Here is a 26316-nt window from a genome sequence, read left to right on the forward strand (position 1 = left end):
TCAGGGGCTTCCGGTCGCTATGCGAACGTTGGAAGGGCTGATTGCTGCGACTCGCATGGGTGACTGGCTAGATGTCCAGGGACGCTAAGTTGCCTTTGGTTTCCAGCCATTGTTTTCGATCGCTCGCGCGTTTCTTGGTCAGTAGCATGTCCATCAGTGAGCGGGTCTGGTGGTTGTCGTCCACGGTCAGTTGAACGAGGCGACGCGTATCCGGATGAATCGTGGATTCCCGCAGCTGTTGCGGGTTCATCTCTCCCAGCCCCTTGAAGCGGGTGACACTCACTTGCCCCTTGATTTTCTCACGCTGGATCTTTTCCAGCAGCATGGTCTTTTCTTCTTCGTCCAGTGCATAAAATACTTGCTTGCCTACGTCGACGCGAAACAGGGGTGGCATTGCCACGAACACGTGACCGGCTGCGACGAGGGCAGGGAAGTGCCTGAGGAACAGTGCGGTGAGTAGGGTAGCGATGTGCAGGCCGTCGGAGTCGGCGTCGGCCAGGATGACGACTTTGCCGTAGCGCAACCCTGAGAGATCTTCCTTGCCAGGGTCGCAGCCGATTGCGATTGCCAGGTTATGCACTTCCTCCGAGGCCAGTACACTGCCGGAGGCGACTTCCCATGTATTGAGGATTTTGCCGCGCAGCGGCAGGATCGCTTGGAAATCTTTGTCCCGTGCTTGCTTGGCGCTGCCTCCGGCCGAATCGCCCTCCACCAGGAACAATTCTGTGCGCGACAGATCCAGGCTGATGCAGTCGGCTAATTTGCCGGGTAGTGCTGGGCCATGGGTGACTTTCTTGCGGGTGATCTGTTTTTCGGTTTTCAGACGTGCGCTGGCACGTTCGATGGCGATCTGTGCAATGCGTTCGCCAATGTCTACGTTCTGGTTCAACCATAGGCTGAAGGCGTCATGCACGGCGCCCTCAATGAAGCCCGCTGCTTGGCGCGAGGACAGGCGTTCCTTGGTTTGGCCGGAGAATTGCGGGTCGCTCATTTTCAGCGACAGTACAAAAGTGACGCGGTCCCAGACATCTTCAGGGGCCAGTTTGATTCCGCGTGGCAGCAGATTGCGGAAGTCGCAGAATTCGCGCAGTGCATCGGTCAACCCCGAGCGCAGCCCATTCACGTGTGTGCCATGTTGTGCAGTGGGGATCAGATTAACGTAGCTTTCTTGAGTGAGTTCACCTTCGGGGACCCAGGCGACCGCCCAGTCCACCACCTCGGTGTCCTTTTTCAGGCAGCCGATGAACAGCTCGACAGGCAGCAGTTCACGTCCGGCCATCTCGCCCTTGAGGTAGTCGCGTAAGCCGTCTTCGAAGTGCCAGGTGTTGCTCTCCCCTGTGGCCTCTTCGAGCAGTTCGACCGTCAGTCCTGGGCATAGTACTGCTTTGGCGCGCAGTAGATGGCGCAATCCACGCACGTTGAATTTAGGGGTGTCAAAGTATTTTGGATCCGGCCAGAAGCGCAAACGGGTGCCGGTATTTTTTTTGTTGACCGTACCGACCACTTCCAATTCGGATACTGCAAAACCTTCACGAAATTCCATCCGGTGTTCGCTGCCTTCACGTTTGATGAAGAGATCGACTTTGCTGGATAGCGCGTTGACCACGCTCACGCCTACGCCGTGCAAGCCGCCGGAGAAGGTGTAGTTGCGATTGCTGAATTTGCCGCCAGCATGAAGCCGGGTCAGGATCAATTCCACGCCGGGGATCTTTTCTTCCGGGTGAATATCCACGGGCATGCCACGGCCGTTGTCGGCGACCTCGCAGCTGCCGTCCTTGTACAGCGTGACCTCAATGTGATTTGCGTATCCGGCAAGCGCTTCGTCCACTGAATTGTCGATCACTTCCTGTGCCAGATGATTGGGACGCGTAGTGTCGGTGTACATCCCGGGGCGGCGTTTGACCGGGTCCAGGCCGGAGAGAACTTCGATGTCGGCGGCGTTATAGCGGGTGTTCATGCGTCTTGTGACGTGGTATGAGGCAACATGCCAGTGTGCAGTTTGGTACAAATTTTTGCACGCCATTCAGGTCTGTTCAGTGAATGTCTTGCTATTCCTGATAGGCTCGGCGCCGGAATTCCAATTGAAGTCGCCCTATTTTGGGTCAGGACAGGAACTTCCGGAGTCGCGACCATGAAACTGAAGTACCTAGTGATGCTTATGCTGGTCCCCGCCGTTGTGGGAGTCGCTGTGCCGAGTGCTCTGGCTCAGACGCCCCCCAAGCCAGCGTCGACCGCCGCTGAAACACAACAGCAAACCTCTGCCGACATGCCTACCCCCGAGGGGCAGGGTATGGGTGAGCACAACAAAAACAAAAAAGTTGGTAAGAGGCATCATAGTCATGCTAATGCTAATGCTAATGCTAATGCTAAGCACATGAGCACTGACACCACCGCCCCGAAGGAACCAGAAGAGAGCAGCTCTGCTACGCGTTGATTCGGTTCTTAGTTACCTGCGCCGACGCCCCGTATGAGCCCGGGGCGTCGTTTTTTTATGTCTCATACAGCGGTGCTTCTTAGGGGCATGCTTGGGCATTGGGGAAGTGCCCGTTAGACTATTGGCTTTAACTGAGCCATGTGGCCCCATGACTCCTCTGATTTTTGTTACTGGCGGCGTTGTTTCCTCACTTGGCAAGGGCATTGCGGCGGCTTCACTTGCGTCTATCCTTGAAGCACGTGGTTTGAAGGTGACGATGGTGAAGCTGGATCCTTACATCAATGTTGATCCTGGCACGATGAGTCCGTTCCAGCATGGTGAGGTTTATGTCACCGATGACGGTGCCGAGACTGACTTGGATTTGGGCCATTACGAGCGTTTTGTACGCACGCGGCTGTCGCGTAATAACTCGGTCACTACCGGCAGGATTTATCAGAATGTGATTTGCAAGGAGCGCCGTGGTGACTATCTCGGTGCTACCGTACAGGTGATTCCGCACATTACCGATGAGATTCGCTGGTGCATTGATGAGGCCACGTCAAGCTTCGACGTGGCGTTGGTGGAGATCGGTGGCACTGTTGGGGATATCGAGTCGCTGCCTTTCTTGGAGGCGATCCGTCAAGTACGGATTGAGCGCGGTGCGGAGAGGACGATGTTCATGCACCTGACTCTGGTGCCGTATATTGCCGCTGCTGGCGAACTCAAAACAAAACCGACGCAGCATTCGGTCAAAGAGCTGCGTTCGATTGGTATTCAGCCAGATGTGTTGTTGTGTCGCTCTGAGCAGGTGATCCCGGATTCGGAGCGGCGCAAAATTGCATTGTTTACCAACGTCTCTGAGCGAGCGGTGATCAGCTGTCCCGATATCGACGTGTTGTATGGGATGCCTTTGGAGCTCCGTCGTCAGGGCCTTGATGAAATTGTGATTGATCAGTTCAAACTCAGCGGAAAAGCCAGTTCGGCTGATTTGTCCGAATGGGAGGATGTGGTCGACGCAACAAAGCATCCTTTGGATGAAGTCACTATTGCCGTTGTCGGCAAGTACGTCGATTATCAGGATGCCTATAAGTCGGTCGGTGAGGCACTCAAGCATGGTGGCCTACGTCAGCGTACCAAAGTCAATCTCAAGTGGGTTGAGGCTCAGGACTTGGAAGGCAGCGATATGGCGATCCTTAAAGATATTGACGGTATTTTGGTGCCGGGAGGATTCGGTGATCGTGGTTTTGAGGGGAAAGTACTTGCTTCAAGGTATGCGCGTGAGCATCGAGTGCCGTATTTCGGTATTTGCTATGGCATGCAGGCGGCGGTGGTCGATTACGCACGCCATGTTGCCGGGCTTGAGGGTGCCAACAGCACTGAAAATGATCGTCACTCGCCCCATCCGGTGATTGCTTTGATTGCTGAGTGGCGTACCGCTGCTGGTAAGGTTGAACGTCGTGATGAGAAGTCCGATCTGGGTGGCACGATGCGTCTTGGCTTGCAGGAGCAGCGTCTCAAGGCGGGGACGCTGGCACGCGAGCTGTACGGCAAGGATGTGGTGGGTGAACGTCATCGCCATCGTTACGAATTTAATAATCGCTACCGTACCCAGTTGGAGGATGCCGGTTTGGTGATTGCGGCCAAATCGATGGACGACACTTTGGTAGAGATGATCGAGTTACCACGCGAAATGCATCCTTGGTTTCTTGCATGCCAAGCGCATCCTGAATTCTTGTCGACTCCCCGCGATGGTCATCCGCTCTTCATTGGCTTTGTGCAGGCTGCGCGCGCGCGTAAGGCTGGAGGCACATTGCTCAGGGAAGGATGCGTTTGAACATGGAGTGTTGCTGATTTGATCTTTGGTGAAGATGTTTTGGGGATCGGAATCAAGATACGTTGACGGAAAAAATGTCCCTCGTTTCGTTTGTCGTTGTTTTCTCCGTTGGTCGGTATTCCTAAACAGTCAGGTGATGTGATGAAGCTTTGTGGTTTCGAAGTTGGTCTCAATCAGCCACTCTTCTTGATCGCTGGCCCGTGTGTGATCGAGTCGCTACAGTTGCAGCTGGATACTGCTGGTGTACTCAGGGAGATCACCGCCAAGCTTGGTTTAAACTTTATCTTCAAGTCGAGCTTCGATAAGGCGAACCGAACCTCGGGCAACAGTTTTCGTGGCCCCGGCTTGGAAGAAGGTTTGAAAGTACTAGAAGCGGTGAAGACACAGATCGGTGTGCCAGTGCTGACGGATGTGCACGAGTACACCCCAATAGACGAGGTGGCAGCTGTTGTTGATGTGCTGCAAACGCCTGCGTTTTTGGTACGTCAGACTGATTTCATCAGGAATGTCTGTGCGGTGGGCAAACCGGTCAATATCAAGAAAGGACAGTTTTTGTCCCCATGGGATATGAAACCGGTGGTCGAGAAAGCTAAGTCGACCGGTAATGCACAGATCCTGGTATGCGAACGCGGCGCTTCGTTTGGTTACAACAATCTGGTGAGCGATATGCGCTCACTGGCGGTGATGCGTGAGACCGGCTGTCCGGTGGTATTCGACGCAACTCATTCTGTGCAGCTGCCGGGTGGCCAGGGTGGCCGTTCTGGTGGTCAGCGCGAGTTCGTGCCCGTGTTGGCGAGGGCCGCTGTGGCGGCGGGTATTTCCGGATTGTTCGCGGAGACTCATCCGGATCCGCCCAACGCACTGTCCGATGGCCCCAATGCTTGGCCGTTGCACAAGATGGCGGTGTTGCTGGAAACGCTGCTGGAGTTGGATGCGGTGACTAAAAAACAAGGTTTTCTGGAACAGGATTGAATCAATTTGCTGATTGCAGGAAGGCATTGGTGTGCGTCGGAAGTATCTCTTGATCGTGTGATGGTTGGCCGTGTTCCTTGCTTGACTGTGTCGGGTTGATGATTGTCATCCGTGTGGAGATGGATGAGTTGAATGCGATGAGAAACACGCATTGCCTCGAACGATTTTCAAAAGCAACTGTACCGATGCATGTGATGGCCATCCCTCCTAGAATTCACTCAGTGCGGTATGGTCACACGGGATAGTCGGATGATTGATGCGATGATCCAGAATGGCATCGATCCGTTGTCGCAGTAACTGATACAGCGTTCCAGATCAACGCAGCCAGGGTGGTCTTCTTCAGTGATATCATCCTGGCGTCGTCTTACGGTGGACTCGGTCATCATTGATGTTCTCAGACAAGATCAGACAGCATCAGCTGGGGTTGTTTGTTGTCCTTAACCTCAGGTTGTCATTACATGCCCAGTGCAACGGTTTCATTGTTGCTCGGTACAGCTCAGTAGGTGCCGGAGATTTCCATGGCGTCGTCTTAGGATCTTTTGAAACCGGAGCCATTTGGCAAGTCGCGGTACTGCGATGATAATCCGATGGTTTCCTGGTGTTCCTCCCTTCCCTAGCCGTTGACTGGACCCATGATCACTATTACCAAAATCCATGCTCGTGAGATTCTTGATTCCCGGGGCAATCCCACCCTTGAAGCCGAGGTTACGCTTGAGGATGGTGCGTGTGGCCGTGCTGCAGTGCCCTCAGGCGCTTCGACCGGTACCAAGGAAGCGGTCGAATTACGTGATGGCGACAAGACTCGCTACTTAGGCAAGGGAGTGCGTGCAGCAGTGGATAACGTCAATGGCGCTATTGCTACGGCGTTGCTCGGTTTCGATGGCGCTGATCAACAGGGCTTGGACCATCGCTTAATCGATCTGGATGGTACCGAGAACAAGGGGCGCTTGGGGGCCAACGCGCTGCTTGGTGTCTCGCTGGCGACGGCACATGCGGTTGCGGCTGCGCGTAAGCAGCCGCTGTGGCTGTACTTGTCCACGCTTGGTGAATCCAACGTGTCGCTGCCGGTGCCAATGATGAACATCATCAATGGTGGTGCGCATGCGGATAACAATGTTGATTTCCAGGAGTTCATGGTGTTGCCGGTTGGTTTCGCCTCGTTTTCCGAGGCATTGCGTGCCGGTGCAGAGATCTTTCATGCACTCAGGTCAGTGCTGAAGGGGCATGGGTTGAGTACGGCAGTGGGTGATGAAGGAGGCTTTGCTCCAGACTTGCGCAGCAATGTCGAGGCACTGGATACCATTCTTGAGGCAATCGGTAGGGCTGGTTATACCGTTGGAGAGGATGTGTTGTTAGGGTTGGATGTCGCCTCTTCCGAGTTTCACGACAACGGTAAGTACAACTTGATTGGTGAGAACAAGCGCCTGACCAGTGAACAATTTGTCGATTTCCTAGCTAACTGGGTTGCACAGTATCCGATTATCAGTATTGAGGATGGTTTAGCCGAGGATGACTGGGCTGGTTGGAAGCAGTTGACTGAGCGTATCGGTCATAAAGTACAGTTGGTAGGAGATGACCTGTTCGTGACTAATCCTAAGGTTTTCAAGGAAGGTATCGCCTCTGGCATCGCGAATGCGATCCTGATCAAGGTCAATCAAATCGGTACTTTGACGGAGACTTTGGAAGCAATTGCTATGGCTCACCGTGCCCAATACGCTGCTATTGTCTCGCATCGTTCAGGTGAGACCGAGGACACTACTATTGCGGACATTGCGGTGGCGACCACGGCCACCCAGATCAAGACCGGTTCGTTGTGCCGTTGTGATCGTGTTGCCAAGTACAACCAGTTGTTACGCATTGAGCAAGCTCTCGGCGTTGGTGCGCGTTACGCTGGTCGCGATGCGTTCGTTTCGCTCAAGTGCTGATTTGTGCGTAATTGGCGCTGGTTGTTGCTGGTGCTTGCGGCATTGTTGGCTTGGCTGCAGCACCGCTTTTGGTTCGGTCCTGGTAACTCCGGCGAGGTCCGCATGTTGGAGAAGCAGATCGTTCAACAGCGTCGAGAGAACGAACACTTGCGTCAGCGTAATGCTTCGCTTGCTGCTGAGGTCAAGAACTTGAAGGATGGCGAGGCAGCGATTGAGGAGCGTGCGCGCAGTGAATTGGGCATGATCAAGCCTGGCGAGATCTTCTACCGTGTGGTTGAGGATGTTCCTTTACCTGCTTCGGATAATGCATCTGCTGTTCATGGAGCCGATCAGATGCCACCGCGTAGAAAACAGCCATGAGTGTTGGCGTCTGGGCGGTGATCCCAGCCGCTGGGCGTGGTGTCCGATTTGGTGCTCTGGTGCCTAAGCAGTACTTACCCGTCGCTGGGCAGCCATTGATCGCTTATACGCTGAAAGCGTTGGCAGCACATCCGGCAGTGTGTGGGTTGATGGTGGTTGTTGCTGATGGCGACGTTGATTGGTTCGGCTGGACGGAGGTGGCAGATAAGCCACTGCTTACTTGCAGTGGAGGCGTGACTCGTGCTGCTTCGGTATTGTCTGGTTTGCTGGCGTTGCCGCAGGTGGTGCATGCTGATGATTTCGTGTTAGTCCATGACGCCGCGCGTCCGAACTTGGCGGTGTCGGACTTAGATCGGTTGCTAGAAGCCGGCTGTGCCGATCCAGTGGGTGCGATCCTGGCGGTGCCGGTGCACGACACGCTGAAGCGTGCCGGTGGCGATGGCAGCATTGATGGTACCGAACCACGTGAACGGTTGTGGCGTGCCTTCACCCCGCAGTTGTTTCGCCGATCTCAGTTGGTGCGTGGCCTGCAGGCGGCGGTGGCGGCTGGGATCGAGGTTACCGATGAAGCGATGGTCATGGAGCGGCAGGGCTTGCGTCCTCTGCTGGTGAAGTGTGCTGAGAGCAACTTCAAGATCACGACGCCAGATGATTTGGCGCGTTTTGAGTTCGAGTTGTCACGACGTGTTTGAGTGGCTTAATTTATGGAGTATCAAGTGATGGCGGGTTTGAACGTTCGCATCGGTCAGGGGTATGACGTCCATGCGTTTGGACCCGGTGACCATATGATGTTGGGTGGAGTGCATGTGCCTTATCGTTGCGGTGTATTGGCACACAGTGACGGTGACGTGATCTTGCATGCGCTGTGTGACGCCATGCTTGGTGCGTTGGGATTGGGTGACATTGGCCAACATTTTTCACCTTCCGATGAACGTTGGAAGGGAGCGGATAGCGCCATCTTTGTGCGTCATTGCCATATGTTGCTGCGTGCACGTGATTGGTGTGTAGGGAATGCTGATGCAACCGTGGTCTGTGAATGGCCAAAGATCGCTCCGCATGTCAGTGCGATGCGTGAGGGTATTGCGCGCTTACTCGAAGTTCAACCAGATTGCGTTAGTGTCAAGGCCACGACGAGCGAAGGGCTTGGTTTTATTGGCCGCGGTGAGGGTATTGCTGCTCAGGTTGTGGTATTGCTGTATCGCCTTCAAGGTATCGTGGTGTAGACAAAGAAATGCTGCTTGATTGCTATAGAACCAAGCCCTGGGTGTATTCCGCTCGATACGTGCGGGGCTGATGGTTCAGTCCCTGTGGCTCTGAGCAATGCAAAGTGAAAGTGTCGCTCTTGAGATCGTTATTGTGTAGGGTTGCAGTCACTATACTGAGCTATTTAACAAGTTCAGTCAGAGTGCCAGGGGCCCAGGTACCACTCTGTGTTGAACTGGCTCAGCGTCGCCTCAGTAGCACCAGCACTGCACCGGTGCCGCCTTGCGCGGGTGGTGAAGAATGGAATGCAACCACATCCTTGCGTAAGCGCAGCCATTGATTAACCAGTTTTTTCAGTACTGGAGTGCCACCGTTGGATTGCAAGCCTTTGCCGTGGATGATACGTACGCAGCCATATTCGTGCACATGAGCGTCGAGCAGAAATTGGCGTAGTAGCGTTTCAGCTTGCACTGCGGTGGCTCCATGCAGGTCTAGTTCGTCCTGCACTGAGAACTGTCCTCGCTTGAGCCTTTGGAACAGGTGCGAAGGCAGTACGTTACTGCGATAGCTGATAATGTCGCCAGCTTCCAATTGCGCCGATTCGCGCAGCAACCGTGCAAATTCGCTTTGCGCTTCGTTTCCTTTGTGTTGAATGATGTGTCTGTGGGGCCGTGAGCGAAGTTGGGGAGTGAAGACCGTCTCGCTGGGGCGTAGTGGCCGCACTGCGCCGATGGCGGCACGGAACAGTGCGGCATCATTATCGTTGTCATTGGGCTGTGTCATGGGGTACAGGGTTGTGTGTAATGCTCGAAGGAATGCTTCCGACTTCCCCTGGTGGATTACTCCGCTTGGAGACTAGAAGTGGATGGAGGAGGGCAAAGAGAGAACACATCCAGAAGTGAATCCTTTATAGGAGGCACACGTTGGTAGTAGTTCAACGAGCTACATAAGGCTAATGGTGGAGCAATCTTGGAGTTAACTCTGAAATTTGGAAACAATAAACGTCTTTCGCTGGGTGAGAAGCGAGACGGATGATCGCCATTCAGTAAAGAGTTTGGGAAGAGGGAGCAAGAGTGTGATTGGTTTATTAGCGTATTTCTGGTTGGTGAAAGTGCAGCTTGAAGCGAAACTCGAATGGGTAGTGCTGCTCAAAATGTTGAGTCATCTGGGGTTGTGGTGAGGTTGGCACGCTGCCGCCGGTTTTCTGGAGGAGGGCAGGCAGCGTATCTTCGGCTTAAGTGGAGCTAAGGTTGTCAGTGCTCTGGATTGCAGCGTTCCTGAACATTAAATGCTGTATTCGGTAGTGAATTTCTTAAGTTAGCTTATTTAGAATGGTGTTCCGTTAGCTTTTCGATCATATTCATAGATGTCTATCGTTAAGACATATGCCTTAACGATAGCGATAACATGAGTATTCAGTGTTTACTCTCCTTTACTTTTATTTTTAGACGGTAAATTGCGTGGCTTGCTGTTACATAAAGAATGGGGTTATTCGCTTTATCCAGTGAAAAATTCATATTACTGACAGTGCCAGGTAGGATAATTTTTCCAAGACGTTTTCCTTTGGGGGAAAATATTTGAATACTTCCTTCACTACTTGACCATATATTACCAATGGCATCGGTGGCGATACCGTCTGGTATGCCATGTGAAACAGTTGCAAGCACTCTTCCATTTTTGAGTGATTTATCTTTTTTAATAGTGTAAGCGACAATTCTGCTGTTGAGATTGGAAGAGTTAAAATTATAGGCTAATTCACTGTCTGCGATATAAAGAGTCTTTTCATCAGGGCTGAGAGCGATCCCATTAGGTGCTTTGACAAGAGGAGTTTTCAAGCGAACAATGGTTCCCGTTTTTGGTGAGTATCGATAGCTGTAATCTCCTCCTTGTACTGCTGTACCGCCGTAGCTTTCTTTAGGATTATTGATACCAAATGCAGGGTCAGTGAACCATATATCGCCACTGCGATCGACGATGATATCGTTTGGACTGTTCAGTTTATGTCCTTGATAAGCATCGATGACTATCATCCACTTTCCATCTTTTTCGAGCCGTTCTATCGCTCTTTTCCCATGTGAAGCTGCGAGTAAGCGTCCTTCATTGTCTAATGCATGGCCATTTTGGAAATGTGACGGTTCCAAAAAGACGGAAACTCCTTCTCCTTCTTGCCAACGAAGCACACGGTTTGCCTTGACATCGCTCCAGATAAGGCTACCGTCAGGTAAGGCTTGAGGTCCCTCAAGCCAAATCCCTTTGTCATAGATGGTGATGAGTTCAGGTTCTTGATCGATAAGAGTTTCAAAAAGTGGATCTTCTTTCTGAACTTGAGCGGTGTGAATTTTAGTGTGATGTTGTGTTGCTATCCCGTAAAAGGGAAGCGTTAACAAGAATCCGGCTATGATGATGCGAGTAAAATAATTATTTCGTTTGGTTTTCATGAAATCATCCTTTTTTGTTTCTTAATGAATTACATATGGCTATTGTTTGAGGGCCTATTTTAGGGTGGTTATTTTACAAAACTATCACAGGACCAGCCAGCAGTATTTTATGGGTATTTGTAGAGATTGCATTAATACATGTCACTTGATCTCATGATGAGAAATTAAGAAAGGGAGCATGTTTTTTTGCTGGTAAATTTCGCATACATCTTGGCTTGTTGTGTAGTGACGCATCAGATGTGGGTGCTTGGAGAAAATTTTTGTCGTTGTGGCAATTGTCGTTTTATAAATGTGGAATATTATTTTTATGTTGATGGTTGTTGTGTTATTTTTTTCTGGGTTTCTATCGTGGTTGAGCGAGTTTCTGGGTGGTTTTAAAATTGCAAGAAATTTTATTTGTCTAATTTATGGTTCATATAAAATCTTAGGATGGGAAATTCTTTATTTTGAGTAAATTGCGACCAATGGTTTTATCCATTTTTGATGGTATGCCGCTGCCGTGCTGTTGCTCAAGTAAAATGGAGTGATGATGTGACTATTGATATTTCAGAAGTATATTCGTGCATGTGCTGGTGATACTGCTACGGTGTCGATAGATGTTTACAAGTTCTGATAGTTTGGGCCTGAGCCGCCTTCTGGGGTGATCCAGTCGATAATTTGGTATGGGTCCTTGATGTCACAGGTCTTGCAGTGGATGCAGTTGGCTGCATTGATGTGCAGGCGTTTGTTGGTTGTTGCGGTGGTGTCTTCGATGATTTCGTAGACGTTGGCCGGACAGAAACGTGTGCATGGATTGCCGTATTCCTGTACGCAGCGTGTTACGCACAGTTCGGGGTTGGCGACTTTCAGATGGATGGGTTGATCCTCATCGTGCACAGTGGCGGCAAAGTAGACGCTTTGCAGGCGGTCACGTGGCGGTAGTGTGCGTTGCACGTAGTCGCGTTTGGGCTGCTCGTGTTTGCCGAGTCGTTCCAGGGTGGCCCAGTCTGGTGTGTTCTGCAATGTCCATGGGGAGGCGCCACCTGTAGCGGTCTCCCAGGCCGCGTTAAGCAGGCCGAACCATAAACCTTTTTTGAAACCCGGCTTGATGTTACGTACTTGTTTTAACTCGGCCATAGCCTTCGAAGCACGCAGCTTGGCGTCGAATCCATAGGGGGTGAGTTGGGTGGCGACCAGATGTTCGGCAGCGAGCATGCCGCTGCGGATCGCTTGGTGTGTTCCCTTGATCTTGGGGACGTTGAGTAAGCCGGCGGTGTCACCGATCAAGAGTGCACCTGGCATCTCCACTTTTGGGAGTGATTGCCAGCCGCCGGTGACGATCGCGCGTGCGCCGGACGAAAGGATGCTACCGCTTTCCAGAAGCGGTTTGATGAGTGGGTGGTTTTTCCATTGCTGGAATGCTTCCCAAGGTTCGTACTCTGGATCGTGGTAGTCCAGGCTGCTGACATAACCGAGTGCGATGCGATTGTCATTCAGGTGGTATAGGAAACCGCCGCCGTAGGTATGTGTATCGGCGGGCCAGCCGAGGGTATGTACGATCTTGCCTGGAGAGCCACGTTCCTTGGGTACTTGCCACAATTCTTTGATACCGATGGAATAGGTCTGCGGATCGCTGTTTTGATCCAGAGCGAAATGTTTAATCAGGCGTTTGGTCAGGTGGCCACGTGCGCCTTCGGCGAGTACGGTGACCTTGGCATGGATGGCAATCCCAGCAGTGAAACTGGGTTTGTGTGTTCCGTTTTTGGCGATACCCATGTCGCCAATGCGCACTCCAATGACTTGGCCAGCCGCATCATGCAGGGTTTCAGTGGCGGAGAAGCCTGGGTAAATGTCCACGCCCAGCGTCTCGGCCTGAGGTGCCAACCAGGCACATAATGCGCCAAGGCTGACGATAAAATTACCGTGGTTGCGCATACTTGGTGGCATGATCGGAAATCTGTGTGCGTTATCTTTGCTCAGGAGCCAGAATTCGTCTTCGGTCGCGGGTACGCAGATTGGAGGCGGGGCGTCGCGCCAGCCGGGAAGTAGGCTATCCAGGGGGGCAGGTTCGATCACTGCGCCAGAGAGAATATGGGCGCCGATGGTGCTGGATTTTTCGATCACACATACTGACAATCCAGGATTGAGTTGTTTCAGCCGGATTGCAAACGCTAAGCCGGCTGGGCCAGCCCCAACAGTGACAATGTCGTATTCCATCACCTCACGTTCGGTGGCGTTTACTCCTGTCTCCTGTTCCGTTGCCAACATGTTGTGCTCCTGAAATAAGCTTGATCGCTTTTGATTATTTTCCTGAAGTTCTTTAGGGGCGGCAAATGGATACTGTGTTCTTGTCATCGTGTTAATGTGGCTTGCTATGCATCTGTTCCCGTTCTTGCCAGATGCGCGGATTTCCCTGCAGCCGGGGTGGTTGCCGTTCGGTGTGGCTGATGCACTGTTGGCACGGCTGCTTGAAGAGGTGCCCTGGGAAGTGCAGCGAATTCACATCTTTGGCCGTGAGGTTGACTCGCCACGTTTGTCATGTTGGATGGGAGACCCGCAAGCCAGTTATCGTTACTCAGGTACATGCTTTCAGCCAAGTCCTTGGTTGCCGGTGCTAGCGTCGCTGCGTATGTATCTAGAGAATGAAACTGATGCTGCTTTTAATAGCGTTTTACTCAATCGTTACCGTCATGGTGGTGATGCAATGGGCTGGCACAGTGACGATGAGTCGGAACTTGGGGTGGATCCCTTGATCGCATCACTCAGCTTGGGGGCTTCGCGTCGCTTTGTATTCCGACATCGGCGTGAGCGTCGCCTACGTGCTGAATGCGTACTCAGTCACGGTGATTTGTTACTGATGGGAGGGACAACTCAGCGTTACTATCAGCATGCCTTGCCCCGTACTTCGAGGTTGTTGGGGGAGCGGATCAACCTGACTTTTCGGCGCATCCTGATTTGATTTTTGCCCTTTTCTTAAAGGGCGTAGGGATGTGGCGGAATGTTTCTAACGGCCCGGTGGGTCACGTCTAGTCTAGCCTTTATGCTTTTTGCTTGACTGAAGTTCCGGCATTTATGTTTTGTGCGTTGCTTATTATGTTGGAATGACAGCGTGCTGCTGTTCCTGATGTTATGGCCAAGAGTTGATTTTTAAGTCAACGATATCTATATGCCTCAGCGCTTTGGAGGCTTGTTGTGGGTGGTGGCGTCGCTTTGACCAGTGGTCAGAGTCCAGCCGACCAGTTCATTGGTCAACTGAGTGAGTGCTTGTCCGAAGGCGTTAGCGACCGCGGAGGTATCGGTACTTGCTGCTGGTTGTGTGGCCATGAAAGTACGCGAAGCGATCAAGCGTTGGTTGTGGGTGCCGATCAGTTTAGCGTTGACTTCGATGGTTGCCGTTGGCATTCGTTTCCCAGCGTAATCAGATTCAAAGCGGCGTAGATCTAAGCTTAGGTTGTAATCGGTGCTGATGCCGGTTCCGGCTCGAGCCACGCCGGCAATCTTCCCTGAATCTTCGAACGCGTGTATGAGTGCATCTTCGAGTATATCGGTGCTTGGTTGCGCCCAACTCACGTTACGGTAGACCTGGATCTCGCCTGGGGTGGGTTGTACGTTGATACGTGGGCTGTCGATCATGCGTGGGGCTTTGGGGTTGAGTACCGTCAGATGCCAAGCCACCGTAGGCCAGGAGGGATCGGGGACGACGTGGATTTGTGGTGAATAAATTGTTGTCGGTGTCTTTTCGCCCATCAGTACTGAGGAGCAGCTGGTGAGGATGAATACAGGCAGGCACAGCAGAGGATGGATCAGTTTCATTTAGGATCAAACTCCTTCGGAACATCGCGACCGAACAGATAACGTTTGGGATTGTTTTCGAGTTTGTTACTGATTTGGCGCAAGTCACGTATCAGGCTGCGTAGCTCACTCAGGGTCGGACCGAATTGGCCCAGGCCTTCGTTGGCGAAGCTGTTAATGGCTGCGTGATTGTTGTCAAGAATGCTATTGGTGTTGTTGGCAGCTACGTCGATCTTGGTCAGCGTGGTGTCGAGTTTATTCAGAATGGCGGGTAGGCGTTTTACTAGGTTCTGGTCCAATTGCTGCACTGTTCCGTTGGCGCTGGCTAGAGTGGTGTCCAGTTGGCGTGCAGCATCGCGCGCGCTGACCAGCAGTGCTTCTAAGCCTGTTTCGCTGTTAGATACTTGGGTGCTGATTTTCTGCAAGTTTTGCAAGGTGGCTGAGATCGCTGCGACATTGTTGTCGCTGAGTACTTCGTTCAGACGTGCGACGATATCGTTAGCGGTGTCGGTGATATTTTGCAATGCAGATGGTGTGGTTTGGATCATTGGGGCGTCATCTTTATCAATGCTTGTCAGTGGTGGTGATTCTGGGGTGCCGCCAGACAGTTGGATGATGGATGGGCCGGTCAAGCTGCTAATTGCTAGTTTTGCGCGCGTGTCTTTCTTGATGGGTGTGGTCGAGTTGACCCGGATATGTGCTACGACCTGGCGTGGATCATTCGGGGCGAGAGTCAGCTGAGTGACTGAACCGATGGCGATACCGTTGTATTGCACGGGGCTGCCGATGGATAGGCCGGTGACTGCTTCGCGGAACACCACTCTGTAGTTTTGCCAAGTGCGGTCGGAGGAGTATTTGGCTGCCCAGAGGCCAAAGAGCAGCAATGCCAGCCCAGTCAAAATGGTAAAGGTGCCGATCAGGACGTAGTGAGCTTTGGTTTCCATGGTTTAGGTGGTTTCTATAGAGGCTTGCTGGGCGGCACGTGCAGCACGTCCCCGTGGTCCGTGGAAGTACGCACGGATCCACGGGTGATCGATGTGCTCGATCTCTGCTAACGGTGCGTTCGCGATGACTTTGCGTTCGGCCAGTACTGCGACGCGATCACAGATGGTATACAGCGTGTCCAGGTCGTGGGTGATTAGAAACACGGTCAAGCCCAGCGCTTTTTGCAGTGTCTTGATCAGCTGGTCAAACGAGGCTGCGCCGATCGGGTCTAGACCTGCGGTGGGCTCGTCCAGAAACAGGAGCGGGGGATCTAGCGCAAGTGCACGTGCCAGGCCAGCACGCTTGCGCATGCCACCGGACAGTTGCGAAGGTAGCTTATCCAGTGCGTTGGCTGGCAGTCCTGCGAGCTTGATTTTGAGCAGTGCCAGTTCGTAGTACCAGCGTTCGGTCAATGCTCCGTGGTGTTCCTTAAGTGGCACTTGTACGTTTTCGCCGACTGTCATCGAGGAGAACAATGCACCATCCTGAAATAGTACACCCGTGTTACGAGTGATGAGGCGCCGGTCCTCAGAGGTTTTCGAGTGGGCGTTTACACCGAGTACCTCGATCCATCCAGCGTTGGGGGTGTGCAACCCTAGGATAGTACGCATTAATACCGATTTTCCGGTACCTGAGCCACCGACCACACCCAGGATTTCGCCGTGACGTACGTCCATGTCCAGCCCATCGTGTACGGTCTGTGTACCGAAGCGATTGATTAAGCCGCGCACGCGGATTGCCAAGTTTTCTTCGTGATGCTCTCCAGCGATGCTATTTGCCGGATGTGTTGTCGTCTTGCTCATTGCTTCACCAACCCATACGCATGAACCACAACGCTGCTAACGCATCGATGATGATCACCAGCGAGATCGTCTGTACCACACTGGAGGTCGTATGTTTGCCGACCGACTGCGCAGTGCCGGTGACTTTGAGTCCTTCCAGACAGCCGATCAGTCCGATGATCAGTGCAAACAGCGGCGCCTTGGACAGACCGATCAGGAAATGCCGGACCTGCATGGTTTCGTGCATGCGTGACAAGTACATTTGTGGAGGAATGCCTAGGTCGAATGCACCCACGGTGATTCCCCCTGCCAAGCCGGCGATCATTGCGATGAAGGTCAACAGTGGGAGCATGACTAGCAGTGCGACCAGACGTGGGATGACCAGCAGGTCGATCGGGTCCAGTCCCAGGGTTTGGATTGCGTCAATCTCTTCGCGCGACTTCATTGCACCGATTTGTGCGGTGAATGCGCTAGCGGTGCGTCCGGCCAGGACAATGGCGGTCAACAGCACGGCGAACTCACGCAGGAAGGCAATGTTGACCAATTCGACCACGAATATTTCTGCACCAAAGTTGCGCAAGATGGTCGAACCTAGGAATGCGATCACCGCACCTACTAGGTAGGACAGCACCACCACCAGCGGCACTGCATCCAGGCCGACTTGCTCCATGTGGTGCACGGTGGAGGTGAGGCGAAAGCGTCGTGGTTCGCGTGCCAGTTGAACTATCTTGAGCAAGTTCTCGCCGAGGAAGCTGCATACGTCGACAATATTGTGGCCGATTTTGGTTACTGCGATGCCTAGGCGCTCCAATGCCGCAAGAAAACCGTAGTCACGTTGAGACCTGGGATGCTCATCGTCGAGAATCTCAATTGTGGAGATCAAGGTGCGATGCTCCTCACGAAACTCAATTGCTTCGTTCTTAAGTCCGGTATGTGCGGCGAAACGCAGTAGCTGCAGTACTCCAGCCGAATCCAGATGATCGATGTTACGAGCGTTGATGTGCCGGATGGTGTTGGTATGTAACTGCAGTAACTCAGCTGCAGCTAATATGTTAGCTAATACCCAGCTGCCGCTCAGGTGTATCCGGCTACCGTCTTGGGCGTCTTGTTCAATGTGTGGTGCAGTCAAGGTGTTTATCGGCATAATGCGGGGTACAGCATACCTTGGTCTGCGTGAAGCGCGGATATCGATTTTCACGTGTCAGACATTGGGTTAGCATTTTCTTGCGGGGGACGGCATACACTGGCTGTCTTGGCTATTCGTGCTTTTTATCTGACGTATGTCTTCTGTCCCTGTCCTTTCACCCGCCGTTTCCACCAGTTATGCGCAGCGCGTTGCGTTTGTGACTGAGATTGCCGGACGCCTGCATTCATATGGCACTACCGCACAGCGGCTGGAAGCATCGTTGGTGGCTCTGAGTCAGCAACTTGGATTGGATTGTGAGCCATGGTCTAATCCGACGGGCATTATTCTCAGCTTCAGTGATCCAGCGAAGACAATCGGCTCTAGTGATATTACCCGAGTGATCCGGTTGGCACCGGGTGAAAACGATCTGTACAAGCTTAGTGTGGCTGACAATGTCGCTCAAGCGGTAGCCTCTGGTCGAATGAGCATCTCCCAGGGGCACACTGCATTGCGCCGGTTGGATCGCGAGTTGGATCGGCGTTCCAAAATGATACAAGTGTTCGGTTTCGGGCTGGCCGCGGCTGGTGTTGCTGGACTGTGGAAGCTGCCGTGGCTGGATATCGCCACAGCTTCGACGGTTGGTTTGCTGATTGGCCTGCTGACACAGTACACCGACCACCGTCCCGCGACGCGTGAGGCCAGTGAGGCATTGGCTGCATTGCTGGCTGGTTTCGTTGCTACGCTGGTAGCCACGTTGGTTGGTCCGATCAACCTTAATACGGTGATTATTGCTTCGGTAGTGGTATTGCTACCCGGTATGTCACTGACCAACGCTGTGAACGAATTGTCAAGCCAGCATTGGGTCTCAGGTACAGCACGGTTGGCTGGCGCACTGACTGTGGTATTCAAGCTCACGGTTGGGGCTGTGATCGCAGTGAATTTGTGCAAGCTGATTGGGTTGAAACCGCAAATATACGTAGCCCAGACACAGCCGCAATGGATTGAATGGGTGGCACTGTTGACCACGGCTTATGGGTTCGCGGTGCTGTTCAAGGCACGTTTACGCGATTACCCATGGGTGATGGCTGCTGCAATGGCTGGTTATGTCATCGCGCGTTATGCCGGGAAATTATGGGGCAATGCCGAAGGCGTGTTTCTGTCGGCGATGGCATTGACCGCAGCAGGCAATTTATTTGGCCGTTTGATGCCTAAACCTGGTGCGTTGATTCGTGTACCAGGGATCATCATGCTGGTGCCCGGCAGTACTAGTATGCGTGGGTTCATGGATGTGGTTGAACAGCAAAGCATCAATGTGGGCCAGGATGAATTGCTAAGTGTCACAAATGTGGTGATGGCGCTTGTGGCGGGTTTGTTGTTTGGCAATCTACTGATACCGACGCGTAAGAATCTGTAGTCATGTGCTGAACTGTAATTTCGGGGTTATTTTATTGCTCACGCTGTACGCGATTTTTTTAATATAAAGCCATAAAATTTTTTTATTTAATTATTTAGTGAAAAAACGAATGAAATTCTATCCGTATTTGGATTATCCACCTGGATAAGTGCTGTTGTTTGATTTTATTGATGTTATTTTCCAGTAGTATTTTCTCTATTGACAATGTTTCCCGTATGTGATTTCCTTCGGGATGTTCTCTAAATAATGTGTCTTTCGTCACATAATTTTAATGTGTAACACGTTAAATAGAGTGGAGTACATCAACGTCAACTTTGGAGAGTAAGCAACTATGCGTACGATCAATGCAGCAGAAATGGAAGAAGTTTCTGGTGGCAGTTTGGGCCTGGCGGCTCTTGGGGTAATTGGGACAGCTATTACCTTATATAAAAATGTTTCTTATATTTATAGTTCAGTTACAGATTTTATAAGTGGCTTTGGTTTGGGTTACAATAAAAAGTCTTAAGTGTGTTTATCTAGAGATTTTCTAAAAATTATTGAAATTTAGGAGTTAATACAGAGATGCGTGAGCTTAGTAAAGTGGAAGTAGACCAAGTTTCTGGTGAAGGTATGTGGGAAGATATCGGTCAAACTACAGGTACGGTTTTCCGTTGGTTTGCAGACAGCATCACTTCATTATTTGGTGCAGGTTTTTTCTCATTATTTAGTATCTTTAATAAAAAATCTTAAGCGAATTTAATAGAGCTTTTTATTGAAGTCAGGAGTTAATTAGAGATGCGTGAGATGAGTGAATTGGAAATTGAAAGGATTTCTGGTGCGGGCATATGGGATGATTTGAGTACAGGTGTCAATATTGTCTTTCATTGGGTTACAGTCAATATTGATGATATTAAGGCATTCTTTAATGGATTCTATCAAGGTTACAATAAAAAATAATAAATCCGTTTGTTGATTTTTTATAAATTAATCAAGTCGAAAGGAAAATTTAGAAATGCGTGAGCTTAATCAAGTGGAAGTTGAACAGATTTCTGGTGCAAGTGGTGGTGGTCGTGGCGGGCTTTTAGGCGCAATTTTTAATAATATATTAGGTGGTTTGTCCCCTGTATTTAACAATAGCCCTGTTTCTTTTAATCCTTTTAACATTTTTAACCCTTTAAAAATTTTAAATCTTTTAAAGCCTGCTTCGTCTGTCCTTGAGAATAGTAAATCTTAACCTTAACCTTTACCTTTAGAGTAATTTTTTAACGTTTCATAAATTAAAGAGGTGAGTTTAGAAATGCGTGAGCTTAATCAGGTAGAAGTTGAACAGATTTCTGGTGCAAGTGGTGGTGGTCGTGGTGGGCTTTTAGGCGCAATTTTTAATAATATATTAGGTGGTTTGTCCCCTGTATTTAACGATAGCCCTGTTTCTTTTAATCCTTTTAACATTTTTAATCCTTTAAAACTTTTAGAACCTATTACTAAACTTCTGAGTGGTAAGTCTTAAATCTGTTTGTTAGGCTTTTTTAAATTAATAAAATGAATCGGGGGGTTAGAGATGCGTGAGCTTAAGCAAGTGGAAGCTGAACAGGTTTCTGGTGCATTTTCTATTTCTATTGCAATTTTTAATAATATAGTGGGTGGTTTATCTTCTGAGTTTAAGGATGCCGCCATTTCTTTTAATCCTGTTAACATTTTTAACCCTTTAAAAATTTTTAAACCTGCTATGCCTAGCCTTGAGACTAGTGAGTCTAATATTATGGCTAGCCTTTGGGGTCGTTGTTTTAAAGCTAAGTCTTAAAATTGGTTTGTTAGTTTTTAAATTAATGAATGAGAAGAATTTAGAGATGCGTGAGCTTAATCAAGTGGAAGTTGAACAGGTTTCTGGTGCATGTTTGAATACATTTTTTAGTAATTTATTAAGTGGTTTGTCCGGTTTGTTTAGTAGTAGTACTGTTTCTACTGATCCTACTACGTCTAGCCTTGCGGCTAGTGCGTCTAGCTTTCTGACTAACTTTCTGAGTGCTTTTTTAAAGCGTTAAGTCTTAAATCTGGCTACTAGATTTTTTATAAACCAAAGATTTGTTGTAAAAGGCAATCTTAAACCATTATAAGTTGTATCTTTAGCTTCGTTTATGCCCCTTCATAGTTAATTCTCTGAAGGGGCTCTTGATAGCAGCACAGCAGTTGCACTGCATAGTGTTATCTTCACTATGACTGTTGATGGATAGTGTCATGGCATTGTGTGTGGTCATGTTTTTTTATGTGTTTCGATTGACACCCATTGTTTGATGTCGGGTTAACTTAGATGGAAGATTAAAGTTGCCATCCATCATGTCTGATCAATCTCCTGATTGTGCGAATGGATTGTTTGAGTCGCTGTGTTTATTTAAGGAGGAATACTAATAGATAGCATAGATAGCAACGTATTTTGGATTGGAAATTGCCGGGTATGTTCCCGGCCCCAAGACGCAGGGGATGCGTCAATCAAAAGGAGTAAGTCAATGCGTACATTATCTGTTGCTGAGGTTTCAGAGGTTTCTGGAGGTAACCCTATGACTGATGGTGCATCAATTGGGGCTGGTTTCGGTGCTTTTGGTAGCATTATGACTGGTGCTACTTCAGCGGCTACAATTGGCGCATCTGCCGCCACATGGGGATTGCTTGGTGCGGCTGCGGGAGGAGGTTGGATGGTTGGAACATTTATTTATAATAGATTCTTCGCTCCTTCTATGTCTGCTTCTATTGCTTATTGAGGAATAAAAATGATGAATATACATGAGCTATCACCTTCTGAAGTAATGCAAATTGATGGATCCGGCATGGCTGAATGGGTCGATACAGGCGCTGCTATTGGCATGATTGCAGGTTACGCTATTCAGGGAGGTTTGGCTGGTGCAAGCCGAGGTGGACTTATTGGAGCTGCTGGTGGATTTTCTGGTGGATTAGGTTGGGGGGTTGGAACATTTATTTATAATAGATTTTTATCTCCTTATCCGATGATTCGTTAAGTTTAATCTGTGTGGGCACTATGATTTTGGGTGCCCACCTTTAAAGGTGATGAAATGAACAAGTTTAAAGCCATGATGATTGCCTTCGATGATTGTATTGCATCGAATCTTTTGGCGGAAGGGGTCAGCAGACTCCGGATGAAAATGGTTTTTTTTACGGGGTTTATTTTTGTATTTTTATATATTGTGTTTACGGATATAGATATTGCCTCATTCGATGTTGGGATGTGCGTGATACTTGTGATTGCTCTCTCTATAGGCTTGTTATGTATAAATCGTTATTTTAAAAGTCATTTTCATGCTGATGGGAGTCTAAAGAAAAAAAAGAATAGTTCTGAAGATGCAGTTTGAACAAGAATAATGGGTCAGGTATAAATCAGTGAAACTTAAAATAATACTATTACAGGTGGAGCATTCAGCTTGAAATCTATGATTGTTGCATTTAATAATTTCATTAAATTATATCTTCCGGTGTGTGGCAGGTTCTTTGTGAAACTTTTTGGATTTATTAGCTTTATTCTAGTGTTTTTATATTCTTCGGATATAGATCTTTCCTCATTGGATATTGGAGGAGCGGCGATACTTGCGGTTGCTCTCTCTGCATGTTTATTATTAACAAATCATTATTTTGACATTCATTTTCATGATGATGGGAGTCTTGAAGAAAAAAAGGATGCCTCTGATGAGGTAACTAGGTAACTGGCCCTGAGTAATCGGAGTAGGCACAAATCAGCGCGGTTTGAAACGTTACTATGACAAATGGAGCACGCAGTCTTTTTTAAATGATTGTTGCGGTATTTTCTAAATGCGGATCCCTTCATGGAAATTGTTTCCCTTGCGCCATCCAGATCCAGAGAAGCGGCTATTTACTACAGCCGTGGTTAGCATTGAGCGATCCGGCGATGAAAAACATGCTTTACGAGATCACCTCCTGGGGTTGTATGGTCAAAATGACAGAGTGAGATTTTTCCGTCATTCTGTCGTACAAAGGCTGATCGATCCTCGGCATGCAATATGACCCATCTTGCCACGAGGCGACGTCAAGTGGTGAGTGCTGGCACTGGCAGAGGGATAGTGACGTAGGCATAGCATGATGTGCTTTCAGGTGGGATCGCTTGGCTGTGCTGGTGATGGTGGATTGCCGAACCGTTGGTTGAACTCCGTAAAATTGAAACTCTGATTTCTGAAGGGCTTTAGAGATTGATCTCAAGTCTGTTGATCAGTGTTGCTAACAGCGTCGTTAGTGTGACTCTTGTCACAATATTGAATGTTTGATAGATCAAGTCGCGTGGAAGGCGTCGCCGTGAGTAGGCGGGGCAGCCGCGTGACATATGTTATGTTGGCTGGATTGGTGGTGAACACCAATGGGGTGAACATATTTTGGCGGCCTTAGCTAATTTGGGGTCAAGTGCCGCCCAGGGGCTTGAAGTTCGTTGTGTAATTGCTTGTGCGTTGCTTATCTGTCCCTATCGATGGTGATCATACAGTTGCCCGGCAATGTGGGTTCCAGGTGATGTCCCCAGTACATCTGCAGGATGTGCGATGTATCCACGGTAGTGGGAACGATATGTTCAGGATGCCACCTTTAATCCGGAAGATGTCAGCGGTGAGAGGCCACACATTGGTGCGGACGTGAGCGGGGCTGTTGCGGTGGCATTGGTCTTTCTGCCGGCAATAGATCACCGGTGTGTGGATTCATGGAGGATCAAAGTCACGGTTGTTGAGTACTGGGATCGCGCCTATGGCTACCAAGTTTTTTTAGGTGGATGACACATTGGTGCTGGATGCTGCTTTTCCCTTGCTTGCATCGGGGGGGATTGTTAGGCTACCCGGCTTTAAAGTTTTTGCCTGTTTTTTTTAGCCATCCGGTACATGGGTGCGCATCTTACCCTTCCAGGATCGATTTTCCAGATGTACAAAAAGTTGCGTGGTATGTTTTCTAACGACCTGTCCATTGATCTGGGGACAGCGAATACCCTGATTTATGTACGAGGGCAAGGGATTGTGCTGAACGAGCCGTCTGTGGTGGCGGTGCGCCAGGATCGTGCGATCGGGGGGACTCGTTCGGTGGCTGCGGTGGGTGTCGAAGCCAAGCAGATGCTGGGCCGCACTCCAGGTAATATCACGACGATTCGTCCGATGAAGGATGGCGTCATCGCCGATTTTACCTACACCGAAGCGATGTTGAAGCACTTCATCAAGAAGGTTCACAAGGCGCGTTTTCTGCGTCCTAGTCCACGCGTACTGGTGTGTGTGCCGGCCGGCTCCACTCAGGTCGAGCGTCGTGCCATCAAGGAATCAGCCGAAGAGGCTGGTGCACGTGACGTCTATCTGATTGAGGAGCCAATGGCCGCAGCGATTGGTGCTGGTATGCCGGTCACCGAAGCGCGTGGCTCGATGGTCATCGACATCGGCGGCGGTACCACCGAGGTTGCGGTGATTTCGCTGAATGGTATCGTTTACTCGCAGTCGGTGCGTGTTGGTGGAGATCGCTTCGACGAGTCGATCACTAATTACGTGCGTCGCAACCACGGTATGCTCATTGGCGAGGCGACTGCTGAGCGGATTAAATTGGAGGTTGGTTGCGCCTATCCGCAAGTTGAGGTGCAGGAGTTGGAGATCTCCGGCCGCAACCTTGCCGAGGGTGTACCAAAGGTGATCAAGATTAATTCCAACGAGGTGCTGGAGGCTCTACACGAGCCTCTCTCGGGGATTATCTCGGCAGTCAAGTCTGCATTGGAGCAGACTCCACCGGAACTGTGTGCCGATGTCGCTGAGCGCGGTATTGTGTTGACTGGTGGAGGGGCGTTGCTACGTGACTTGGACCGGCTGATTTCCGATGAGACTGGCCTATACGTACAGGTGGCTGACGATCCGTTGACGTGCGTGGCTCGTGGTGGCGGTCGCGCGTTAGAGTTGGTTGACATGCATGGTAATGAATTCTTTACACCGTAATGGGCTGCCATGGCGATTCCGTATGATCCATACATGTTTCACGCAGGGAAGGGAGGATATCCTCCAGATTGATTTGCGGTCAGGCTGAGATGCATTTCGTGGCGCGCCGTACGGGGCAGGATAGGTGCCATGTTGATGCCTCTGTAAGGTTGTCGACGTTGTGAACCTTAGATTTTTCGATCATGTGGTTTTTCTGTGCCCTCCTATCCCGGTTTTTCATTAGCGTCCCGTTCGCCAGGAGTTGTCAGCACAATACGCTTGCTGACCTACTTAACCTTGGCAATTGCGTTGATTCTGCTCGACAGCCGCAGCGCTTGGTTGTCGCAGTTACGTCAGCAGGCTAACTGGTTGGTGCAACCGGTGTGGGCATTGGCTGGGTTGCCTGGTTGGTTTGGTGGCCAGCTCAGCGAGCGTGCAATCAGTCATGCTCGTCTGGTTATCGAAAACCGTCAGCTCCGCAATCAGCTGTTGATTGCAAATGCTCGTCTGACCCGGTTGCAAACCGCAGCGCGTGACAATGCCCAGTTGCGTGAGTTGCTGAATTTGGCTGAGCATCGTGGCCTGGATGTGCAGTTGGCACCGATCTTGGATGTTGACCTGGACCCAACCCGACAACGCCTTGTCCTGGATGCCGGCAGCCGTGATGGTGTCAGGCTCGGTCAAGCGGTGATTGATGCTGGCGGTTTAATGGGGCAGGTGATCGAGGTGACGCCGCTGCATTCGATTGTGCTGCTGTTGACGGATCCGGATCACGCGGTGCCGGTGACTGTGGCACGCAATGGTGTGCGTCTGATTGTGTATGGCCGGGGTGATCGCTTGGAACTGCGCGATATCCCGCTCAGTGCAGGTGTGAAAGTTGGTGACGTCGTGATTACTTCAGGGCTGGGAGGTCGTTTCCCTGCTGGTTTCCCGGTGGGTAGCATTTCGGCACTGCGCCCGGATGATAGCCATGCTTTCCTCGTCGGGGAGATCACGCCGGCAGCTAAGTTGGATCGTGGTCGTAACGTGCTGTTGCTGCGTTCTGGACCGCTGTTGCCGCGCTTTGGTGCGGCCGTATCACCTGGTGTCAGAAGCCCGTTAACATCGATCACTGACTCAAAGAGTGCGCTTTACCCTGTCAACTCCTTTTCTTCCGAGTTGATCGAGGAA

28 protein-coding genes and 2 pseudogenes are annotated in these 26316 nt (G+C 50.5%); 22 read left to right on the plus strand and 8 right to left on the minus strand.

What is annotated here, in order from left to right:
- Positions 1-67 precede the first annotated feature (67 nt).
- Complete coding sequence (gene parE / locus PLS229_RS03475; RefSeq protein ID WP_038270628.1) at positions 68-1957, minus strand: DNA topoisomerase IV subunit B; 1890 nt, start codon at positions 1955-1957, stop codon at positions 68-70.
- Between the two features lie 174 nt (positions 1958-2131).
- Here parE and PLS229_RS03480 point away from each other — a divergent pair, with 174 nt between their 5' ends.
- The 7 genes and pseudogenes from PLS229_RS03480 to ispF all read left to right on the plus strand — a co-directional run bounded on the left by PLS229_RS03480 (position 2132) and on the right by ispF (position 8727).
- Positions 2132-2434: a hypothetical protein gene (locus PLS229_RS03480; protein WP_230428173.1), complete on the plus strand. Its 303-nt coding sequence runs from the start codon at positions 2132-2134 to the stop codon at positions 2432-2434.
- A 148-nt stretch (positions 2435-2582) separates the two neighbouring features.
- Positions 2583-4247, plus strand: coding sequence for a CTP synthase (gene pyrG, locus PLS229_RS03485; protein WP_038270629.1), 1665 nt, complete (start codon positions 2583-2585; stop codon positions 4245-4247).
- Positions 4248-4388: 141 nt separating this feature from the next.
- Positions 4389-5219, plus strand: coding sequence for a 3-deoxy-8-phosphooctulonate synthase (kdsA, locus tag PLS229_RS03490; protein ID WP_038270707.1), 831 nt, complete (start codon positions 4389-4391; stop codon positions 5217-5219).
- A gap of 632 nt (positions 5220-5851) precedes the next feature.
- Positions 5852-7144 (plus strand): phosphopyruvate hydratase, encoded by a 1293-nt coding sequence (eno, locus tag PLS229_RS03495; RefSeq protein ID WP_038270631.1) that lies wholly within the window; start codon positions 5852-5854, stop codon positions 7142-7144.
- A gap of 3 nt (positions 7145-7147) precedes the next feature.
- Entirely contained in the window at positions 7148-7504 is a 357-nt protein-coding gene (gene ftsB, locus PLS229_RS03500; protein WP_038270632.1) for a cell division protein FtsB, read from the plus strand.
- Positions 7501-8190 (plus strand): annotated as a pseudogene (ispD, locus tag PLS229_RS03505) (2-C-methyl-D-erythritol 4-phosphate cytidylyltransferase); the annotation flags it as partial. The gene ftsB and the pseudogene ispD, both read left to right, overlap by 4 nt.
- 33 nt (positions 8191-8223) lie before the next feature.
- The gene (gene ispF, locus PLS229_RS03510; RefSeq protein ID WP_038270708.1) at positions 8224-8727 is read left to right on the plus strand and encodes a 2-C-methyl-D-erythritol 2,4-cyclodiphosphate synthase; all 504 of its coding nucleotides are present in this window, start codon (positions 8224-8226) and stop codon (positions 8725-8727) included.
- A 220-nt stretch (positions 8728-8947) separates the two neighbouring features.
- Here the strand turns inward: ispF and PLS229_RS03515 are convergent, their stop codons facing one another.
- The 3 genes from PLS229_RS03515 to PLS229_RS03525 form a co-directional block, all read right to left on the minus strand.
- Positions 8948-9490: a Smr/MutS family protein gene (locus PLS229_RS03515; RefSeq protein ID WP_038270636.1), complete on the minus strand. Its 543-nt coding sequence runs from the start codon at positions 9488-9490 to the stop codon at positions 8948-8950.
- Positions 9491-10122: 632 nt separating this feature from the next.
- On the minus strand, positions 10123-11145 hold the full coding sequence (locus tag PLS229_RS03520; protein WP_038270637.1) for an SMP-30/gluconolactonase/LRE family protein: 1023 nt from the start codon (positions 11143-11145) through the stop codon (positions 10123-10125).
- A gap of 600 nt (positions 11146-11745) precedes the next feature.
- Positions 11746-13392: an electron transfer flavoprotein-ubiquinone oxidoreductase gene (locus tag PLS229_RS03525; protein WP_038270639.1), complete on the minus strand. Its 1647-nt coding sequence runs from the start codon at positions 13390-13392 to the stop codon at positions 11746-11748.
- A 106-nt stretch (positions 13393-13498) separates the two neighbouring features.
- On the opposite strand from PLS229_RS03525, the gene PLS229_RS03530 reads away from it, so the two are divergent.
- Positions 13499-14083: an alpha-ketoglutarate-dependent dioxygenase AlkB family protein gene (locus tag PLS229_RS03530; protein WP_038270710.1), complete on the plus strand. Its 585-nt coding sequence runs from the start codon at positions 13499-13501 to the stop codon at positions 14081-14083.
- A gap of 212 nt (positions 14084-14295) precedes the next feature.
- Here PLS229_RS03530 and PLS229_RS03535 read toward each other — a convergent pair whose 3' ends face one another.
- From PLS229_RS03535 to PLS229_RS03550, 4 genes are read right to left on the minus strand one after another with little or no spacing between them, the layout of a single operon-like run.
- A complete protein-coding gene (locus tag PLS229_RS03535; RefSeq protein WP_038270640.1) occupies positions 14296-14937 on the minus strand; it encodes an ABC-type transport auxiliary lipoprotein family protein in 642 nt (213 codons plus the stop codon).
- Positions 14934-15860, minus strand: a complete 927-nt coding sequence (locus PLS229_RS03540; protein WP_038270642.1) for an MlaD family protein — start codon at positions 15858-15860, stop codon at positions 14934-14936. The genes PLS229_RS03535 and PLS229_RS03540 overlap by 4 nt, the downstream gene beginning before the upstream one ends.
- 3 nt (positions 15861-15863) lie before the next feature.
- The gene (locus PLS229_RS03545; RefSeq protein WP_038270643.1) at positions 15864-16703 is read right to left on the minus strand and encodes an ABC transporter ATP-binding protein; all 840 of its coding nucleotides are present in this window, start codon (positions 16701-16703) and stop codon (positions 15864-15866) included.
- Between the two features lie 4 nt (positions 16704-16707).
- Positions 16708-17826, minus strand: a complete 1119-nt coding sequence (locus tag PLS229_RS03550) for an MlaE family ABC transporter permease (protein WP_038270644.1) — start codon at positions 17824-17826, stop codon at positions 16708-16710.
- A gap of 136 nt (positions 17827-17962) precedes the next feature.
- Between PLS229_RS03550 and PLS229_RS03555 the strand changes: the two genes are divergently transcribed.
- The 14 genes and pseudogenes from PLS229_RS03555 to mreC all read left to right on the plus strand — a co-directional run.
- Positions 17963-19222: a threonine/serine exporter family protein gene (locus PLS229_RS03555; protein ID WP_038270645.1), complete on the plus strand. Its 1260-nt coding sequence runs from the start codon at positions 17963-17965 to the stop codon at positions 19220-19222.
- Positions 19223-19553: 331 nt separating this feature from the next.
- Entirely contained in the window at positions 19554-19727 is a 174-nt protein-coding gene (locus tag PLS229_RS03560) for a hypothetical protein (protein ID WP_171898045.1), read from the plus strand.
- A gap of 56 nt (positions 19728-19783) precedes the next feature.
- The gene (locus PLS229_RS03565) at positions 19784-19951 is read left to right on the plus strand and encodes a hypothetical protein (RefSeq protein ID WP_160165141.1); all 168 of its coding nucleotides are present in this window, start codon (positions 19784-19786) and stop codon (positions 19949-19951) included.
- A gap of 54 nt (positions 19952-20005) precedes the next feature.
- Entirely contained in the window at positions 20006-20158 is a 153-nt protein-coding gene (locus tag PLS229_RS03570) for a hypothetical protein (protein WP_162814086.1), read from the plus strand.
- Positions 20159-20213: 55 nt separating this feature from the next.
- Positions 20214-20435, plus strand: a complete 222-nt coding sequence (locus PLS229_RS03575; protein WP_152536585.1) for a hypothetical protein — start codon at positions 20214-20216, stop codon at positions 20433-20435.
- A 63-nt stretch (positions 20436-20498) separates the two neighbouring features.
- Positions 20499-20708, plus strand: a complete 210-nt coding sequence (locus PLS229_RS03580; RefSeq protein WP_152536586.1) for a hypothetical protein — start codon at positions 20499-20501, stop codon at positions 20706-20708.
- Positions 20709-20759: 51 nt separating this feature from the next.
- The gene (locus PLS229_RS03585; RefSeq protein WP_038270646.1) at positions 20760-21002 is read left to right on the plus strand and encodes a hypothetical protein; all 243 of its coding nucleotides are present in this window, start codon (positions 20760-20762) and stop codon (positions 21000-21002) included.
- 25 nt (positions 21003-21027) lie between these two features.
- On the plus strand, positions 21028-21243 hold the full coding sequence (locus tag PLS229_RS03590) for a hypothetical protein (protein WP_162814087.1): 216 nt from the start codon (positions 21028-21030) through the stop codon (positions 21241-21243).
- A gap of 462 nt (positions 21244-21705) precedes the next feature.
- Positions 21706-21957: a hypothetical protein gene (locus tag PLS229_RS03595; RefSeq protein WP_069636202.1), complete on the plus strand. Its 252-nt coding sequence runs from the start codon at positions 21706-21708 to the stop codon at positions 21955-21957.
- Positions 21958-21966: 9 nt separating this feature from the next.
- Positions 21967-22212 (plus strand): hypothetical protein, encoded by a 246-nt coding sequence (locus tag PLS229_RS03600; RefSeq protein ID WP_230430824.1) that lies wholly within the window; start codon positions 21967-21969, stop codon positions 22210-22212.
- Between the two features lie 54 nt (positions 22213-22266).
- Positions 22267-22563 (plus strand): hypothetical protein, encoded by a 297-nt coding sequence (locus PLS229_RS03605; protein WP_038270714.1) that lies wholly within the window; start codon positions 22267-22269, stop codon positions 22561-22563.
- Positions 22564-22641: 78 nt separating this feature from the next.
- Complete coding sequence (locus tag PLS229_RS03610; RefSeq protein WP_038270647.1) at positions 22642-22911, plus strand: hypothetical protein; 270 nt, start codon at positions 22642-22644, stop codon at positions 22909-22911.
- Between the two features lie 1212 nt (positions 22912-24123).
- Positions 24124-25167 (plus strand): rod shape-determining protein, encoded by a 1044-nt coding sequence (locus tag PLS229_RS03615; protein WP_038270648.1) that lies wholly within the window; start codon positions 24124-24126, stop codon positions 25165-25167.
- 195 nt (positions 25168-25362) lie between these two features.
- Positions 25363-26286: pseudogene (mreC, locus tag PLS229_RS03620) on the plus strand (rod shape-determining protein MreC); the annotation flags it as partial.
- Positions 26287-26316: the final 30 nt, after the last annotated feature.

The sequence above is a fragment of the Xylella taiwanensis genome (assembly GCF_013177435.1).
GTDB classification, from domain to species: domain Bacteria; phylum Pseudomonadota; class Gammaproteobacteria; order Xanthomonadales; family Xanthomonadaceae; genus Xylella; species Xylella taiwanensis.

Coding starts and splice junctions, on each gene's coding strand:
- parE (WP_038270628.1), bottom strand. CDS start 1,957: ATGAACACCCGCTATAACGCCGCCGACATCGAAGTTCTCTCCGGCCTG.
- PLS229_RS03480 (WP_230428173.1), top strand. CDS start 2,132: ATGAAACTGAAGTACCTAGTGATGCTTATGCTGGTCCCCGCCGTTGTG.
- pyrG (WP_038270629.1), top strand. CDS start 2,583: ATGACTCCTCTGATTTTTGTTACTGGCGGCGTTGTTTCCTCACTTGGC.
- kdsA (WP_038270707.1), top strand. CDS start 4,389: ATGAAGCTTTGTGGTTTCGAAGTTGGTCTCAATCAGCCACTCTTCTTG.
- eno (WP_038270631.1), top strand. CDS start 5,852: ATGATCACTATTACCAAAATCCATGCTCGTGAGATTCTTGATTCCCGG.
- ispF (WP_038270708.1), top strand. CDS start 8,224: ATGGCGGGTTTGAACGTTCGCATCGGTCAGGGGTATGACGTCCATGCG.
- PLS229_RS03515 (WP_038270636.1), bottom strand. CDS start 9,490: ATGACACAGCCCAATGACAACGATAATGATGCCGCACTGTTCCGTGCC.
- PLS229_RS03520 (WP_038270637.1), bottom strand. CDS start 11,145: ATGAAAACCAAACGAAATAATTATTTTACTCGCATCATCATAGCCGGA.
- PLS229_RS03525 (WP_038270639.1), bottom strand. CDS start 13,392: ATGTTGGCAACGGAACAGGAGACAGGAGTAAACGCCACCGAACGTGAG.
- PLS229_RS03530 (WP_038270710.1), top strand. CDS start 13,499: ATGCATCTGTTCCCGTTCTTGCCAGATGCGCGGATTTCCCTGCAGCCG.
- PLS229_RS03535 (WP_038270640.1), bottom strand. CDS start 14,937: ATGAAACTGATCCATCCTCTGCTGTGCCTGCCTGTATTCATCCTCACC.
- PLS229_RS03540 (WP_038270642.1), bottom strand. CDS start 15,860: ATGGAAACCAAAGCTCACTACGTCCTGATCGGCACCTTTACCATTTTG.
- PLS229_RS03545 (WP_038270643.1), bottom strand. CDS start 16,703: ATGAGCAAGACGACAACACATCCGGCAAATAGCATCGCTGGAGAGCAT.
- PLS229_RS03550 (WP_038270644.1), bottom strand. CDS start 17,826: ATGCCGATAAACACCTTGACTGCACCACACATTGAACAAGACGCCCAA.
- PLS229_RS03555 (WP_038270645.1), top strand. CDS start 17,963: ATGTCTTCTGTCCCTGTCCTTTCACCCGCCGTTTCCACCAGTTATGCG.
- PLS229_RS03560 (WP_171898045.1), top strand. CDS start 19,554: ATGCGTACGATCAATGCAGCAGAAATGGAAGAAGTTTCTGGTGGCAGT.
- PLS229_RS03565 (WP_160165141.1), top strand. CDS start 19,784: ATGCGTGAGCTTAGTAAAGTGGAAGTAGACCAAGTTTCTGGTGAAGGT.
- PLS229_RS03570 (WP_162814086.1), top strand. CDS start 20,006: ATGAGTGAATTGGAAATTGAAAGGATTTCTGGTGCGGGCATATGGGAT.
- PLS229_RS03575 (WP_152536585.1), top strand. CDS start 20,214: ATGCGTGAGCTTAATCAAGTGGAAGTTGAACAGATTTCTGGTGCAAGT.
- PLS229_RS03580 (WP_152536586.1), top strand. CDS start 20,499: ATGCGTGAGCTTAATCAGGTAGAAGTTGAACAGATTTCTGGTGCAAGT.
- PLS229_RS03585 (WP_038270646.1), top strand. CDS start 20,760: ATGCGTGAGCTTAAGCAAGTGGAAGCTGAACAGGTTTCTGGTGCATTT.
- PLS229_RS03590 (WP_162814087.1), top strand. CDS start 21,028: ATGAATGAGAAGAATTTAGAGATGCGTGAGCTTAATCAAGTGGAAGTT.
- PLS229_RS03595 (WP_069636202.1), top strand. CDS start 21,706: ATGCGTACATTATCTGTTGCTGAGGTTTCAGAGGTTTCTGGAGGTAAC.
- PLS229_RS03600 (WP_230430824.1), top strand. CDS start 21,967: ATGATGAATATACATGAGCTATCACCTTCTGAAGTAATGCAAATTGAT.
- PLS229_RS03605 (WP_038270714.1), top strand. CDS start 22,267: ATGAACAAGTTTAAAGCCATGATGATTGCCTTCGATGATTGTATTGCA.
- PLS229_RS03610 (WP_038270647.1), top strand. CDS start 22,642: ATGATTGTTGCATTTAATAATTTCATTAAATTATATCTTCCGGTGTGT.
- PLS229_RS03615 (WP_038270648.1), top strand. CDS start 24,124: ATGTACAAAAAGTTGCGTGGTATGTTTTCTAACGACCTGTCCATTGAT.